Here is a 15,068-nt window from a genome sequence, read left to right as displayed (position 1 = left end):
TATTTTATGTCTGAGAGTCGTGAAATAGATATGTTGGAGTTATCTGAGTTTAATGAGAGTGATGGAAGTAAGTTATTTGACAGGATAAACCCAAAATTTCTTAAAGGGATTGAGGTCGAAATAAAGGTTGAATTTGGTCATACGAGTATCGCTTTAGAGGAGTTAACCTCACTTTCTATAGGGAATATAGTCAAGTTGGACGCTCCTTCTGAGCAATATGTAGATCTTAAAATTGGGGATCAAATTTTTGCGAAGGGACTGCTAGTTGTAGTTGATGGCTGTTATGGAGTAAAGATTGAAGAGGTCTTTAGAGTTTGATGTCTCGTAATTGCCGTCAATTTATATTATTTTTTCTTCTGATGTCTCTATCGATTGGTGTTTCTTCAGATGAACAAGCTAGCTTTAGTTCTAGTCAGGTTGTAAATTCTCAAGATTCAGCTCTCTTTAAAGAGGATTTTTCATATGTAGACTTGTTACCTAATAATTATTTTGTTGCTATTATTTTATTAGCTGGATTTTTTGTGTTTTTGAAAATTTACGATATTAAGAGGCGGCAGATCTCATTAGGTTCAAAAAACATAAGGGTAATTGAGAAAGCTGTTCTTGACAATAAGTTGGTGGCTTACCTTCTGGTTGTAGATGGTAATAAAGCACTGCTAATACAGCAGCCAGGCGGAGTAGATATAACGTTACTGTCTGGACAAGATGTTTTGGAAGTTGATCGTGCTGCGTAAATTTTCTGTTTTTGCAATACTTATTCTCTACTTTTTATCTCTTGAATCTTTCGCTCAATCTGAGTCAATAAGTTTGGCCGGCGATAAAATTCAGTTCTCAGTTAATGCGGGAGGGGACGAGGGAGATCTAGCTGCACCATTACAAATATTGTTGCTGCTAACTCTACTAAGTGTCGCTCCGGCAATTCTAATCATGTTGACAGCTTTTACACGAATAGTAATTGTGTTGTCAATGCTAAGGCAAGCACTTGCTATGCCTAGCACTCCACCTAATAGTGTTTTAATTAGTTTTGCTCTAATTTTAACTATCTACGTAATGCTGCCAGTTTTTGAGAAAATTAACGATGTCGCTATCGATCCTTACTTAAAGAAGCAAGTTTCTTTAAGTTCTGCTGTTGATTTGGCTAAAGCCCCAATTAAGGACTTTATGATAAGCCAAACACGTGAAAAAGATATAGTGCTTATTTCAGAGTTGTCCGATAGTGATATATCTTATGAACCACAAGATCTAGATTTATCTATTTTAGTGCCGGCTTTTTTGCTCAGTGAACTCCAGTCTGCATTTATTATTGGATTTGTTATATTTCTTCCTTTTTTAATGATTGACTTAATTGTAGCTAGCGTTTTAATGTCGATGGGTATGATTATGTTACCCCCAACTACTATTTCCCTTCCTATAAAAGTTCTTGTATTTGTATTAATTGAGGGCTGGTCACTTTTAGCATATTCATTGGTTGGTAGTTTTACATAGTATGCTTTTCAATGTCTATTGAGGACAATGTATTAACTGAAATGTGGGATACCCTCAGTCGTTCCGGCATGAGTAATGCTCGCACATGGCTTTATGAGTACTATAAGGATTATGGTTACTATATTGCAAAGCGTATATATTCCCGCAGAAAATTTACAGGTGTAGATATTAATGATTTATATCAATTGGCCGATGTTGGGCTGATTGAAGCGATAGATAGATATGATAGAACAAAGAAAGTAAACTTTAAGACATATGCAGCGTTTCGTATTAGAGGTAGTATTGCAAATGGTCTTGAAAGTTATTCAGAAAGGGCGAGCTATTATGCCTGTGTTAATGCAAGGAAACAAATACAGCAAGAAGTAAATTTTTCAGATGAAAATTTTGAAAGTAATTTATTTCAAACATTAATATCTATAACTTTGAACTTGGGTTATTCATATGTGCTTGACGCATATGATTACGTTGACGAGATTGGTAGTAACGAATCTCCGTATACATCCCCAGAGTATAGCTCTTTTTTGTCAGAAATTATGAATAAAGTAGCGAGAATGTCGAATATTCATCAGGATGTTATAAGAATGCGATATTTTGAGGAGGCTAGTTTTTCTGAAATTGGTAGGGCTTTGAATCTTAGTAAAACTAGATCTGCCCAGCTTCATAGCGAAGCTATACAATTATTACGGAAGTCAATCAATAGCAGGCTTGATTTTGAGTGTTAGTTAACATGGGATGTGGTTTAGTTTTAAGTGGATGCCAAATATGTCTATGTTATAGGTATAACTACAGCTATAGTCATACTTGGTTTCGGATAATAAGTGCAATTGGTAAGGGAGGACTCAGCTGGTAGAGTCGGCACCTCTCCCGACCAAGAGAAAGGCACTGATGAGCTACTACCAACTGAGCGAGAACGAACGATACCAGATTTACAGCTTAAGAAAAGCCGGACACTCTCAGAAAGCAATAGCAAAATTGTTAGAGAGGCATCCCTCGACGATCAGCCGAGAGCTGCGACGTAATACAGGCTTACGAGGATATCGGCCAGGACAAGCACATACCCTTGCGGAGCTAAGACGCCAGCAAGCGTATAAGGCACAGAAAGTGACTGATAGCGTGTGGCAACAAATAGATACCCTAACTCGGAAAGAATTAAGTCCTCAGCAGACTGCAAGCTATTTAAGGAGACATACGGGTGTATCGTTACATCATGAGACGATCTATCAACTTATTTATTTAGATCAGACAAATGGTGGAGACTTATACAAGCATCTTAGGGTTGCATCAAAGCCCTATCGCAAGCGCTACGGGAAGTATGATCGACGCGGAAAGATCAAAAACAGAGTGAGCATAGATGATCGGCCAGCAGTTGTTGATCGGATGAATCGGATAGGTGACTGGGAAGGTGATACCATTATAGGCAAGGGACGTGGCGGAGCTTTGCTGACTATGGTTGAACGCAAGACGTTATACACGGTTATTGTTAGATTGACAGGTAAACGATCAGACTTGTTGGCTGAAGCAGCGGTTAGTCATATGGTGAGCATCAAAGATAAAATCAAAACAATTACCTTCGACAATGGTCTTGAATTCTCTGGTCATGAAACGATTGCAGAAGGCTTAGACGCTGAAATTTACTTTGCTCACCCATATTCATCCTGGGAGAGAGGGATCAATGAAAATACTTACGGCCTCATTCGACAGTATTTCCCAAAGGGTACCGACTTTAATAAAGTAACAGACGAGCAGGTTCAATTTGTAATGGATCGCCTGAATAGTAGACCAAGAGCGAGTCGGGGTGAAAGATCACCGAATGAATTATTTATGGGGCTGCAAGATGATCTGCTTGCAGCATAAAGGGGTTGCAGTTATTACTTGAAACCAAGATTAGTTAACTCGGTTCCAAGTTCTACTATCTAATAGTGTGAGTAATCCAAATGTTTGTTTGTCGATAAAGGGATTTCGATTTTTCGGATAAGACCTCTGAGAGATGTGTTCTCAGTTAGTTGTAATTATTTTTCTACTATAATTGTTTTATGCTCTTTCAATGAATGTAAGTGAACGAATCTGGTCAACCTATCATTTATTTCGGAGCCTATTTAAGTATCTGTACAGACTACAAAATACATAAAAGGCTCCACTATATTAGACGTGGTAAAGTTTATTACTACTTAAGACGGCACCTAGCCCCCTTTCGGGCAGAATTAAACCGATCACGTAAACGCTCAATCATCGCGGTACGAGCGGCGTCGTGGTTAATTCCCATGACTACATTCACTTCCAAGCCTTTGCCATTCTCTACAAAAGTAGTTTTGCCCACAGTGGGATCGAAGGTAATTGGGTCGTAGGGAGTCATGCTGTCGGCCAGGCCGGCATTCAGCTGGTCTACTTCGATAAAACCGGGAACCAGATCCATCTCCATAGTTTCAGGTTCCAACAGTACCAGTGCCGCGATTATGTCCCACAGGCGAATAACCGCGTCCATGGCGAAGTCGCCGTTACCCTGGAAATCGCCACCCTCAAATTCGCGAATGGAGCTAAGTAACTGTGAGGTGTAGCAGGCTTCAGGAGTTGCGCGGCGTTCTGCCAGGGCTTCGATGGTGCTGCCCTGTACCTTGGCCATATCGGTGGAGTTGGTGGGTACCAGATAGGTTTCAATATTATTTTCGCTTAGGGCGTCAAAGGCCCACTGCGCGCTCAGGGGGTCGAGTAGAATATTGAATTCCTGGTGGGTGCTGAAGTCGCTGCCGCATCCGAAACTTGGGTGGGAGAAAATATTGCCGCCCAGGTTGCGGGATTTATCGCCGAAGCAGGCCGCTTCGTGATCTGCAGTAAACGGCTGGTAATTTTCGAAGCCGCCGCCCATCATTATAACGCGATCAATTTTAGCCAGCTGCTCTTTATTTGCCTTGCCGAGTACGCGGGCCAGGGTAGTGAGTTTACCGGTATTGAAAACTACTGGATGCTGCTCCAGATTACTTAGGGTCTCCAGGATGATGTCTTCGGCCAGTTCGAAATCAAAAGAAACACCATTGTTGCCTTGGTAGCGGTAGTGATCCTGTTTTGCGCGGGGAATCAGGTGGTCGGTGCCGTACAAAGTGGAGCCGTTATCGCGCCAGGGGCCGGGTACATATTGGCCATAGAGGTTAATACCCATGGTATTACGGCGTTCCAGGTTCCAGGTGCCGGTGGTGAAATCAGAGGAGTTGGGCAGCTGATAGTCATTGCGGCCGGGCACAGCCTTGCCATCATTGACTGGATCGTTAGAGGCCTTTCCGTTAGCTCCATAGGCAACTTCTTCGGTAGCAAAGTAGGCACCGCGAATTACTTTGGTATCGTTGTTGCCCAGCCACTCGAGGATGTTATAAACCGTATTGGCTCCATGGGCGACGGTATTGAAAGAATCCTCTACTACCGCTAACTCCAGGGTATAGCGGGGGTCCTTGGCGATCAACATCAATGCTACTGCATCGTCAAAGTTATTGAAGTCGCCGATCCAAATAATGGGTTGGGCATTTTCGTTTTTGCTGGCCTGATGCAGCTTATTACCGTGGCGGCCACTGTCGGCGTTGCATGAGGCGAGGGTGACAAGACTGCCTAGCACCAAAGCCCCGGCAGAGATCCAGTGTTTAAATTTCATTTGTTCTTCCCTAATGTTCGAGTGGTTTAACCCTGCAATCCAATAGTTCTTCCCTGATCTACTCGACTGCCGCCTTTGCAATACACATTGGATAAATGTGTTGATGTATTACAAAGACCAGTGCTGGCCAGCGGCCGGCAGCGCTACATCCCTATAGCGCTTTTATTTGAAACTGTTTAAATTAATTATCGATAAATGGTTTTAAATTACGGGCCAGTTGCTGTTGCAATGACTCACAGCCTTTTATACCCAAACCTGTAAGCCGGGATTTATCCAGCTGACAATTGTAAGGGCGCGGTACAGAAAAATTGGGCTCGCTATTTGCGTTGAGGTGCTTGGCATTTAGGCCGCAGGTCTCGGCGATAAGTTGTGCGAGCTCATAGCGGGTGCAGGCGGTATCGCCGCTCCATTGATAGATGCCTTCAAATTTTTTGCCGCTACGGATCTTTAGCAGGCATTGCTCCAATACTTCTGCCACCTCCTCGACGCTGGTGGGAAAGCGAATTGCCCAGTGGTCCAATGTGACTGGCTTTTCTTCACGCAGTGTATCCAGCAGGGCGGTAATACCGGATTCTTCCAGGTAGATCACGGGACCAAACAGCCATGGCAACCTTAATACCCAATGGTTACCGTTTTTTAATACCGCTTCTTCTCCGGCCAGTTTACTGCGGCCATAAAAGTTCACGGGATTGGGTGTGTCATCGGCAGAATAGGGTGCGGCACTGCCGTCGAAGACATAATCGGTACTGATATACACCAGCTGTGCACTGATTTCGCTACAGTGCCCTGCTAGGAGCTCTGTGCTGCTGACATTAAGTTGCCAGGCGGTATCTGGATTGTCAGCACAGCGGTCCGGCCAGCGCTCGGCAGCGCAATGAATTACCATGTCGGGCTCAATTTCCTGCAAACAAGCTTTTACTGCGTCGCTATCAGATAAGTCCAGGCGAATTAACTGTTCATCCACCCGGGAAAAAGCGGCTCCGGTAACGGAAAAATCCGGATTGCTGGAAAATTGTTTGAATACACTGCGGCCTAACAGGCCTGAGGCGCCGGTAATCAGGATTTTCACGGGTTACTTTCCTTTAATTAGACCGGAGGGAAAAATGTGGCCGGTATAGAGCAATCGATGGAGCAGGATAGTTGGGCGACAAGTTGGAGAAACCTGCCTGCCCAGGAGCTGCCCGGCTAGCCTGCCTGCATATTTGCCGGAGGTGGCACCGGGCTGGAGCAACTTACATCTGCTCCATCACTTCAATGCCGAGTAGATCGAGGCCGGTAGCGATAGTGCTGGCCACCAGATTACACAATTGCAGGCGACTCTGTTTCTGCTGCTCACTTACGCCTTCTTTCAATACCGGGCAGGCTTCGTAGAAGCTCATATAGGCACTGGCCAGCTCGTATAGATAAGTGCAGAGCACATGAGGGAAAGTGTCCTTGGCTACCTGGTCCAGCACTTCACCAAACTGGCTCAATTTAACCGCCAGGATACGCTCTTGTGGGCTCTCAAGTTGGATATCGCCCTTAAGTGCATTTGGTTCGATACCAGCTTTGCGGAAAATACTGCGCACACGAGTGTAGGCATACTGCAGGTAGGGAGCGGTGTTGCCCTCGAAGCTGAGCATGGATTCCCAGCTGAAGATGTAATCGTTGGTACGGGTTTTACTCAGGTCGGCATATTTCACTGCGCCGATGCCTACTTTGCGTGCAATTTCCGCACAGGTTTTTGCATCCAGTTCCGGGTTTTTCTCGGAGACCAGTTTTTCTGCACGCTCCACCGCTTCGTCCAGCAGGGCCGCCAGTTTTACGGTTCCGCCGGTGCGGGTTTTAAAAGGCTTGCCGTCGTCGCCCATCATGGTGCCGAAGGCGCAGTGCTCCAGAGAGAGGGTCTCCGGCAGGAAGCCGGCTTTGCGCGAGGCGACAAAGGCCTGCTGCAGATGCAGGGATTGGCGCGCGTCCACCACGTAGAGAATGCGGTCGGCCCCTAGTTGATTGGCGCGGTAGCGGATGGCAGCAAGGTCGGTGGTAGCATACAAGTAACCGCCACCTTTCTTCTGGATAATCATCGGGCTGGGATTGCCCTCTTTATCGGCCATCTCTTCCAGAAACACTACAATAGCGCCCTGGTCTTCGACGGCGATGCCACGGTCTAGTAGCTCTTTAACCAGTACCGGCAGGTCGTCGTTATATTGGCTCTCTGCGTAAACATCTTCCTGCTTGAGGGTGACATTCAGCTTGGAGTAGATTTCTTCACAGTGACTGATGGAGATATCGATAAACTGTTTCCACAGTTTCAGGCACTGCTCGTCACCGCCTTGCAGTTTTACGACGTATTCACGTGCGCGATCGGCAAAGCCTTCTTCTTCGTCGAAGCGTACCTTGGCTTCGCGGTAGAAGACTTCCAGATCGGCCAGCGCCACTTCGGCATCGCTATCCGCCAGTTTGTCGGACAGGTGCGCGAGCAACATGCCGAACTGGGTACCCCAATCGCCCATATGGTTTTGGCGCACAACCTTATGGCCCTGGAACTCCAACAGGCGCGCCAGGGCGTCGCCGATGATGGTGGTGCGCAGGTGGCCCACGTGCATCTCTTTGGCCAGGTTGGGGTGGGAATAGTCAATGACTACGGTCTTGGGCTCTTCAACCGAGGCGATATTCAGGCGCTTGTCGCCTTGGGCGGACAATAGTTGCTGGCTCAGCCACTGTTCACTCAGATGGATGTTTAAGAAGCCAGGGCCTGCAATCTCGACCTTTTCGATCATATCGCCCTTGTCCAGTTGCTCAAGGATCTTGCTGGCCAGCTCGCGCGGGTTGGTACCCATGCGTTTGGCAGCGCCCATGGCGCCGTTGGCCTGGTAGTCGCCAAATCCGGCTTTCTTCGCAGGTGCCACGAAGGGGCCGCATTCTTCGGGGATACCGGCGGCGAGCATGGCGGCCTGGAATTTATCGGAGAGGAGTTGGCGAATATTCATAGAGTGAAGCGCTGTCTTAGATTCGTGGAAACGCCGAATTTTAATGGGCGGTGGCGGCTTTGCAACCAGCGTTTGCGGGCTATAGCTGTTAGTCCCAGTTCAAATCTGTGTACAGGTGTCCAGTTGGCGCGGCGGTGAGTGGTATGATGCCGCCAAATTATGGAGGTACCGTGAGTTCAAGCACACTTTATTGGCATGATTATGAAACCTGGGGCGTAGACCCGGGTGTAGATAAGCCGGCGCAGTTTGCCGGTATCAGGACCGACGAGGAACTCAATATCGTCGGTGAGCCACTGATGATTTACTGCCGCCCTTCGGTAGACTGCCTGCCGCAACCGTTGGCCAGCCTGGTTACTGGTATCAGCCCGCAAAAGGCTATGGCTGAAGGTGTGCCGGAAATCGAATTTATCCAGCGTATCCTCGCTGAGCTGGGCACTCCCAGGACTTGTGGCGTTGGCTACAACAGTTTGCGTTTTGATGACGAAGTAACCCGTTACACCCTGTATCGCAACCTGCTCGACCCCTATGAGCGCGAGTGGCGCTCCGGAAACAGCCGCTGGGATATTATAGATATGGTGCGCCTCACCTATGCCCTGCGCCCGCAAGGTATTCAGTGGCCGACCCGCGAGGACGGCGCGCCTTCTTTCCGCCTGGAAGAGTTGACCGCCGCGAATGGTATTGCCCACGAGGGCGCCCACGATGCTCTATCCGATGTCCACGCCACTATTGATATGGCGAGGTTAATTCGCAAGCAGCAGCCGAAACTATACGATTATGTGTTCCGCCTGCGCCGTAAACAGGAAGCGGCGAAAATGCTCGATATGCGCGAGCGCCGCCCACTGCTGCATATTTCCGGCAAGGTCTCTGCTACACACGGTCATTTGACTTATGTGATGCCACTGGCCAGCCATCCGGTTAACCGCAATGCGGTTATCGTCGCCAACCTGGCGATGGACCCGGAGCCTCTGTTCGACCTGGATGCCGATGCTTTGCGTGAACGTCTCTACACCGCCCGCGATAAGCTCCGCGAAGGAGAACTGCCTGTGGGACTGAAGCTGGTGCATTTGAACAAGTGCCCTGTGTTGGCTCCAGCGAATATGCTCGACGACAAGCGCGCTGCCGAACTGGGCATCGACCGTGCAGCCTGTGAAGCCAACTGGCAAAAGCTCAAGGATATGGATCTGACCGAGAAGCTGCACAACGTATTCCTGGATCGCGAATTTCCACAGAAAGATGTTGAAGCTGACCTTTACGGTGGTTTCCTCAGTGATGCAGATCGGGATATCTGCCGCGAGCTTCACCGTGGACTGGCTGCCCGTGGGCCCGAAGCACTGGCCGGTGAAGTGCCATTTAGTGACAAACGCCTGCCGGAGTTGCTGTTCCGCATGCGTGCGCGCAATTTTCCCGAGACCCTGTCCGAGGAAGAGCATCAGCGCTGGCAGATCTGGTGCTTCCAGCGTTTAACTGATCCCACCGTAGGGGCCTCTATCACGCTCGAAGACTACTTCCGACAGCTGTCCGAACTGAGGGTGCAGTACCCGGAGCGGATCCCACTGATAACCGAGCTGGAAAACTGGGGCGATAGCCTGTTGGCCTGACCCTGGCTTTTCCTGTCCGCGGCGTATCCGGGCTGGGCTCTATGGCAGCGCCCGAGTAGAATGCCGCTGGCGAATACCCGGCGTCCACAAGACGCAACCCTTGGAGTAACCATGGACTTTATCGGAGCCAATATTTTATCCGTCAGCCAGTTCGAGCGTGCCGATATAGAGCACGTTTTTGATGTGGCCGACGCTATGACCCCCTACGCTCGCCGCGAGAAGGTGACTCGGGTTCTGGAGGGGGCGATTCTCGGCAATATGTTTATGGAGCCGAGTACCCGTACCCGCCTCAGCTTCGGGGCAGCCTTCAACCTGCTGGGCGGTACTGTGCGTGAAACTGTTGGAATTACCGCCAGTGCCATGGCCAAGGGGGAATCCCTCTACGATACGGCACGGGTGCTGTCTGGCTACAGTGATGTGATCTGTATGCGCCATCCGCAAGAGGGTTCTGTAGCCGAGTTTGCTGCAGCGAGCCGGGTACCGGTGGTGAATGGTGGTGACGGCGCCAACGAGCACCCCACCCAGGCCCTGCTTGACCTCTATACCATCCGCAAGGAACTGGCCGCCCACGGGCGCACCTTGGATGATTTTCGTATCGCCATGATCGGTGATCTCAAGCACGGTCGTACAGTGCACTCACTGTGCAAACTGTTGAGCCTGTTCGGTAAGGTGCAGGTAGTGCTGGTATCCCCGCCGGAGCTGGCCATGCCGGAAGGGGTAGTGGAGAAGCTGAGTGCTGTCGGGCACGCTGTGACAGTCACTGACCAGCTGGAATCTTCGATTACAGATGTGGATATTGTGTATTCCACTCGTATTCAAGAGGAGCGTTTCGCTTCCCAGGAGGAGGCCAACCTGTACCGTGGCCGTTTCCGTTTGAACCGGGAGATCTTTACTCGCAATGCTCAGCCGAATACGGTGATTATGCATCCTCTGCCCAGAGATTCCCGCGCGGAAGCCAATGAGTTGGATACTGATTTGAACGAGCATCCCAGTCTTGCGATTTTCCGCCAGACGGACAACGGTCTGCTGGTGCGTATGGCACTGTTTGCCTTGCTGTTGGGGGTGGAAGGCCAGGTGAACAAGTATGCCCGCGAAGTGAATTGGTTTAGTCGCCGTAACCCGGTATAAGGTTGATTGGCCCCGTTTTCAGATAGCGCCGCTTTTTTCTGTTAATCTGATTAAGTTGGCTCGGCCTGTCTTGCTACTACAGGTCGGGGCACTTTCGCAAACGCATCAGGGAAAGGTGCATGTTGAATCAGAGTTCGCCTGCGGTTTTCTCTCGCAGCATCGCTGTCCTGGCGCTGTTTTTCACGGTATTAATTTGCAAAAGTGCCGCGCAGGAGGGGGCCTTTCCTCATGTCGCACTTCTGTCTATTGATGGCGCCATAGGCCCAGCCACTACGGATTACTTCAAGCGCGCCACAGAGGAAGCTGGTGAGCGCGGCGCAGAATTAATCATTGTACATATCGATACCCCTGGCGGCCTCGACGCTGCTTCCCGCGATATTATTCAGCATATTCTCTCCTCTCCAATTCCTATTGCTACTTATGTCTACCCATCTGGCGCCCGTGCCGCCAGTGCTGGTACTTATATCCTTTATGCCAGCCAGATAGCGGCTATGGCTCCAGCCACAACGCTTGGCGCCGCCACACCAGTGCAGATTGGTGGGCCACCGGGCACGCCAACCCCAGGTGGTAAGCCCCAGGAGAATGAAAAAAAAGAGGATAAAGAAAATAAGGAAGGGGAAAACGAAGAAGGAAAGAAAGAGGAGAAGCCACTTTCTGGAACTGCGATGGAACGCAAAGTAGTCAATGATTCTGTCGCATTTATTCGCGGTCTGGCTCAGCGTCACGGACGAAACGCGGACTGGGCGGAAAAGGCGGTGCGCGAAGCGGCAACCCTGACTGCATCGGAAGCCCTTGAAATGAATGTAGTGGATATTGTCGCCAAGAACGATCAAGACTTGCTAAAACAGATTGCCGGTCGCCAGGTTTCTCTTGATTCCGGGGAGATCACAATATCGGCGGGAATCGCAGAATTACCCATAGAAACCTACGAGCCGGATTGGCGCAACGAATTGTTGGCGCTGATTACCAATCCTCAGGTGGCTTATATTCTCCTGTTAATCGGTATCTACGGCTTGATATTTGAAGGTTATAGTCCCGGTGCTTTTGTGCCGGGGATCGTCGGAGTTATCTGTCTATTATTGGCATTTTATGCGCTTCAGGTTCTGCCGATTAATTATGCAGGACTGGCGCTTATTATTGTTGGCGCACTGTTAATTGTGGCGGAAGTATTTATGCCCAGTTTTGGCGCCCTGGGCATTGGTGGAATTATTGCGTTGGTGATTGGCTCGGTAATGTTGATTGATACTGATGTACCCGGCATGCAGGTTTCGAGAAAGCTGATTGGTGCAATTGCCGGGGTAAGTGGGCTCTTTTTATTGACTTTTTTCCTGGCTGTGGGCAGAAGCCTGCGTACGCCGCGTGTCGCTGCAGACCAGGCTCTTGTAGGGCGTTCTGCGGTAGTCAGTGATGTCACGGAAACTGAAGTACTGGTACATCTGGATGGGGAAATCTGGAAGGCTCAATGTGAAAGTCCTCTGGAGCCCGGTCAACGCGTACGTGTGATCGCTCAGCATGGTTTGCTCCTGTATGTGGAACCAGGTTAGGAATTTGGTTAGATCGACCTGTGGGCTTAAATAATTTCGCCTGCAGATTTCAGGTGGTGAGAACAGGGAGAGAGGAAGATGGTCAGCTATTTTATTGGTCTGCTAGTGCTCGCGGTGGTATTGCTGCTGATGTATGCCATCCGCATCCTGCGGGAATACGAGCGCGCAGTGGTGTTTTTTCTCGGACGTTTCCAAACAGTCAAAGGTCCTGGCCTGATCATTATTATACCCATCATCCAGACTATGGAGCGAGTGGATTTACGCACCGTAGTGATGGATGTGCCCACCCAGGATGTAATCAGTCGCGATAACGTTTCGGTGAAGGTGAATGCGGTTGTCTATTACCGAGTGATTAACCCACAATCCGCCATTATTAATGTGGAGTTTTATCACGAAGCGGTAAGCCAGCTATCCCAGACAACCTTGCGATCAGTATTAGGTAAACATGAGCTGGATGAAATGCTTTCCGAGCGCGACAAGCTCAATGTGGATATTCAAAATATCCTGGACGAACAAACAGATGCCTGGGGTGTGAAAGTCACCAATGTTGAAATTAAGCATATCGATCTCGATGAGAGTATGGTCCGCGCGATAGCCCAGCAGGCCGAAGCAGAACGGGCGCGGCGCGCCAAGGTTATTCATGCGGAAGGTGAAGCCCAGGCGGCTCTGAAACTTACTGAGGCGGCCGATCAACTATCCAAGAATGCCAATGCGATTACCTTGCGCTATATGCAGACGATGATTGACATCGCTGGGGCCAATAACAGTTCAACTTTGGTGTTCCCGTTGCCGCTCGACTTGATTAAGCCATTGCTTAAACATGGTCCAGAGACCAGCAGCTAAGTAACCTGTTGGTTTGTGGTAATGGATTTGGGGTTTCTCTACCCAAATAAATAATGCAGAAAATAGACGAAGAAAAGAAAATTGAATTAAAAGTAATTTATTGAAAATACAAAAAAAGCCGCAGGGTAAATGCGGCCTTTTTTGTGTAAGAAAATGCTCTCCAGAAATTCTTTAAAGTAGCTTCCTCAGCAGGCTGCGGGTAGAGCTATCCCAGTCTTCCGGTATTTCACCGTCGGCAGCTTTATGAATTTTTGAACTCAATTGTTTGCCCAGTTCCACGCCCCACTGATCGAAAGGGTTAATGCCGAGTAAGCAGCCACCCACATAAACTTTGTGTTCATACAATGCCAGCAGAGCACCCAGGTGTTGCGGATCGAGTTTGTCCAGAATCAGCGTATTGCTGGGGCGGTTGCCTGGGATCACTTTGTGGGGGGCCAATGCATGGGCTTCGCGGTGGGTATAGCCGGTTTCTTCCAGCTCCTGGCGCGCCTCGTGCAAGGATTTCCCGCGCAGTAAGGCTTGGCTCTGGCTGATACAGCAAGCAAGTAGCCATCGGTGTTGCTCATGCAATTCTGATGTGGGTTCTTTCACCGCGATAAAATCTGCGGGAATCAGATCGGTACCCTGGTGCAATAGCTGGTGAAATGAGTGTTGGCCGTTGGTGCCCTCGGTGCCCCAGATCACGCTGCCGCTGGGATAGCCCAATGCCTGGCCGTCCTTATCCACGCTCTTGCCCAGGCTCTCCATATCCAGCTGTTGCAGCCAGGCCGGGAACTTAGCCAACCGCTGGGCGTAGGGCAGTACCACCTGGCTGCTGGTGTTCCAGCACTGGCGGTACCAGAACTGTACAAGAGCCATCATCACCGGCAGGTTTTCTCGCAAGGGTGCACTGGCAAAATGCTGGTCCATGGCATGAGCGCCTTGCAGTAACTGCTCAAAAACCTCGTAGCCGCAGGCCAAAACAATTGGCAGGCCAATGGCGGACCACAATGAATAGCGGCCACCCACCCAATTCCACATGGGGAAGATATTTTCCGGGGCAATACCGAAATCCTGTGCCGCAACTATATTACTGCTCACGGCGACGAAATGTTGGGCCAACTGCTTGTCATCACACCCAGCAGCAACCATCCAGCGGCGTGCGGAAAGTGCATTCTCGCGGGTTTCCAGGGTAGAGAAAGATTTGGAGGCAACGATAAACAGGGTTTCCTCCGGGTTGAGGCCCTTGAGGGTGTCACTGAGATCGGCACCGTCAACATTCGCTACAAAATGGACCTGAACCCCTTCCCTGTGCCATGGGCTCAGGGCCTCGACCACCATGCGAGGGCCGAGATCAGAGCCGCCGATGCCGATATTAACAATATGGCGAACAGGCTTGCCACTAAACCCCAGCCAACTTTGGTTGTGGACTTTCTCGGCAAATTGTTTCATCTGCGTACGACAGTCTGTAACCGCGCGCTCGTGATCGTTTTTCGGTTCACCCTGGAAGCGCAGGGCGGTATGCAGGGCAGGGCGATGCTCGGTATTGTTAACATTGGCACCGCTAAGAAGCGCGGAGATCTGGCCGCTCAAATCCTGATCTTCGGCATAATCGAGTAAAAGCTGAAGAGTGTCCTGGCGCAGGTGGTTCTTACTAAAGTCCAGGTAAATACCTGCGGCTTCACAGCTGAAATTTGCTGTGCGCTGTGTATCCGTAGCGAATAGTTCACGCAGCGACCACTTGTATTGTTCAAAGTGGGATTGCAATTGTCGAATAGCGGCGGCGCGACTCAATGCCAAAGTTTCACTTGTCATGGTAATTGCTGGTTAACTCTCTTGTGAGCGGTTTCTTATTTCGAATATCACACAAGCTTATGGGGCTTGA

At 49.5% G+C, this 15,068-nt stretch carries 13 protein-coding genes; 9 read left to right on the top strand and 4 right to left on the bottom strand.

Annotated elements, in window-relative coordinates; all coding sequences use genetic code 11:
- Window positions 1-6: 6 nt before the first annotated feature.
- The 5 genes from GL2_RS01985 (at window position 7) to GL2_RS01965 (ending at window position 3,339) form a co-directional block, all read left to right on the top strand.
- Window positions 7-318, top strand: a complete 312-nt coding sequence (locus GL2_RS01985; protein ID WP_143729053.1) for a FliM/FliN family flagellar motor C-terminal domain-containing protein — start codon at window positions 7-9, stop codon at window positions 316-318.
- Window positions 315-734 carry a hypothetical protein gene (locus GL2_RS01980; protein WP_143729052.1) on the top strand — a complete coding sequence of 140 codons (420 nt, stop codon included), beginning with the start codon at window positions 315-317 and terminating at the stop codon, window positions 732-734. The genes GL2_RS01985 and GL2_RS01980 overlap by 4 nt, the downstream gene beginning before the upstream one ends.
- The gene (fliP, locus tag GL2_RS01975; RefSeq protein WP_197736510.1) at window positions 724-1,485 is read left to right on the top strand and encodes a flagellar type III secretion system pore protein FliP; all 762 of its coding nucleotides are present in this window, start codon (window positions 724-726) and stop codon (window positions 1,483-1,485) included. The genes GL2_RS01980 and fliP overlap by 11 nt, the downstream gene beginning before the upstream one ends.
- Before the next feature lie 11 nt (window positions 1,486-1,496).
- Window positions 1,497-2,207, top strand: a complete 711-nt coding sequence (locus tag GL2_RS01970; RefSeq protein ID WP_143729050.1) for a sigma-70 family RNA polymerase sigma factor — start codon at window positions 1,497-1,499, stop codon at window positions 2,205-2,207.
- Window positions 2,208-2,370: 163 nt separating this feature from the next.
- Entirely contained in the window at window positions 2,371-3,339 is a 969-nt protein-coding gene (locus tag GL2_RS01965) for an IS30 family transposase (protein WP_143729049.1), read from the top strand.
- A 310-nt stretch (window positions 3,340-3,649) separates the two neighbouring features.
- On the opposite strand, the gene GL2_RS01960 is transcribed toward GL2_RS01965, so the two are convergent.
- The 3 genes from GL2_RS01960 to argS form a co-directional block, all read right to left on the bottom strand.
- The gene (locus tag GL2_RS01960) at window positions 3,650-5,122 is read right to left on the bottom strand and encodes a nucleoside hydrolase (protein ID WP_143729048.1); all 1,473 of its coding nucleotides are present in this window, start codon (window positions 5,120-5,122) and stop codon (window positions 3,650-3,652) included.
- A gap of 181 nt (window positions 5,123-5,303) precedes the next feature.
- Window positions 5,304-6,191, bottom strand: a complete 888-nt coding sequence (locus GL2_RS01955) for an SDR family oxidoreductase (RefSeq protein WP_143729047.1) — start codon at window positions 6,189-6,191, stop codon at window positions 5,304-5,306.
- Window positions 6,192-6,354: 163 nt separating this feature from the next.
- A complete protein-coding gene (gene argS, locus GL2_RS01950; protein WP_143729046.1) occupies window positions 6,355-8,091 on the bottom strand; it encodes an arginine--tRNA ligase in 1,737 nt (578 codons plus the stop codon).
- Between the two features lie 146 nt (window positions 8,092-8,237).
- Here argS and sbcB point away from each other — a divergent pair, with 146 nt between their 5' ends.
- The 4 genes from sbcB to GL2_RS01930 all read left to right on the top strand — a co-directional run bounded on the left by sbcB (window position 8,238) and on the right by GL2_RS01930 (window position 13,204).
- Entirely contained in the window at window positions 8,238-9,689 is a 1,452-nt protein-coding gene (gene sbcB, locus GL2_RS01945; RefSeq protein WP_172621234.1) for an exodeoxyribonuclease I, read from the top strand.
- A gap of 111 nt (window positions 9,690-9,800) precedes the next feature.
- On the top strand, window positions 9,801-10,817 hold the full coding sequence (locus tag GL2_RS01940) for an aspartate carbamoyltransferase (RefSeq protein WP_143729044.1): 1,017 nt from the start codon (window positions 9,801-9,803) through the stop codon (window positions 10,815-10,817).
- A gap of 119 nt (window positions 10,818-10,936) precedes the next feature.
- The gene (locus GL2_RS01935; protein ID WP_143729043.1) at window positions 10,937-12,361 is read left to right on the top strand and encodes a nodulation protein NfeD; all 1,425 of its coding nucleotides are present in this window, start codon (window positions 10,937-10,939) and stop codon (window positions 12,359-12,361) included.
- 78 nt (window positions 12,362-12,439) lie between these two features.
- Window positions 12,440-13,204, top strand: coding sequence for a slipin family protein (locus GL2_RS01930; RefSeq protein WP_143729042.1), 765 nt, complete (start codon window positions 12,440-12,442; stop codon window positions 13,202-13,204).
- 171 nt (window positions 13,205-13,375) lie between these two features.
- Here the strand turns inward: GL2_RS01930 and pgi are convergent, their stop codons facing one another.
- Window positions 13,376-14,998, bottom strand: a complete 1,623-nt coding sequence (pgi, locus tag GL2_RS01925) for a glucose-6-phosphate isomerase (protein WP_143729041.1) — start codon at window positions 14,996-14,998, stop codon at window positions 13,376-13,378.
- Between the last annotated feature and the right edge of the window lie 70 nt (window positions 14,999-15,068).

The organism is Microbulbifer sp. GL-2 (assembly GCF_007183175.1).
GTDB lineage: Bacteria > Pseudomonadota > Gammaproteobacteria > Pseudomonadales > Cellvibrionaceae > Microbulbifer.
Note: the sequence above shows the minus strand (reverse complement) of the source record. Positions and strands in the feature narration are given on the sequence as shown.

What these genes read in the sequence shown, in the direction of transcription:
- GL2_RS01985 (WP_143729053.1), top strand. Translation starts at nt 7, where the DNA reads ATGTCTGAGAGTCGTGAAATAGATATGTTGGAGTTATCTGAGTTTAAT.
- GL2_RS01970 (WP_143729050.1), top strand. Translation starts at nt 1,497, where the DNA reads ATGTCTATTGAGGACAATGTATTAACTGAAATGTGGGATACCCTCAGT.
- GL2_RS01965 (WP_143729049.1), top strand. Translation starts at nt 2,371, where the DNA reads ATGAGCTACTACCAACTGAGCGAGAACGAACGATACCAGATTTACAGC.
- GL2_RS01960 (WP_143729048.1), bottom strand. Translation starts at nt 5,122, where the DNA reads ATGAAATTTAAACACTGGATCTCTGCCGGGGCTTTGGTGCTAGGCAGT.
- argS (WP_143729046.1), bottom strand. Translation starts at nt 8,091, where the DNA reads ATGAATATTCGCCAACTCCTCTCCGATAAATTCCAGGCCGCCATGCTC.
- sbcB (WP_172621234.1), top strand. Translation starts at nt 8,238, where the DNA reads ATGCCGCCAAATTATGGAGGTACCGTGAGTTCAAGCACACTTTATTGG.
- GL2_RS01940 (WP_143729044.1), top strand. Translation starts at nt 9,801, where the DNA reads ATGGACTTTATCGGAGCCAATATTTTATCCGTCAGCCAGTTCGAGCGT.
- GL2_RS01935 (WP_143729043.1), top strand. Translation starts at nt 10,937, where the DNA reads ATGTTGAATCAGAGTTCGCCTGCGGTTTTCTCTCGCAGCATCGCTGTC.
- GL2_RS01930 (WP_143729042.1), top strand. Translation starts at nt 12,440, where the DNA reads ATGGTCAGCTATTTTATTGGTCTGCTAGTGCTCGCGGTGGTATTGCTG.
- pgi (WP_143729041.1), bottom strand. Translation starts at nt 14,998, where the DNA reads ATGACAAGTGAAACTTTGGCATTGAGTCGCGCCGCCGCTATTCGACAA.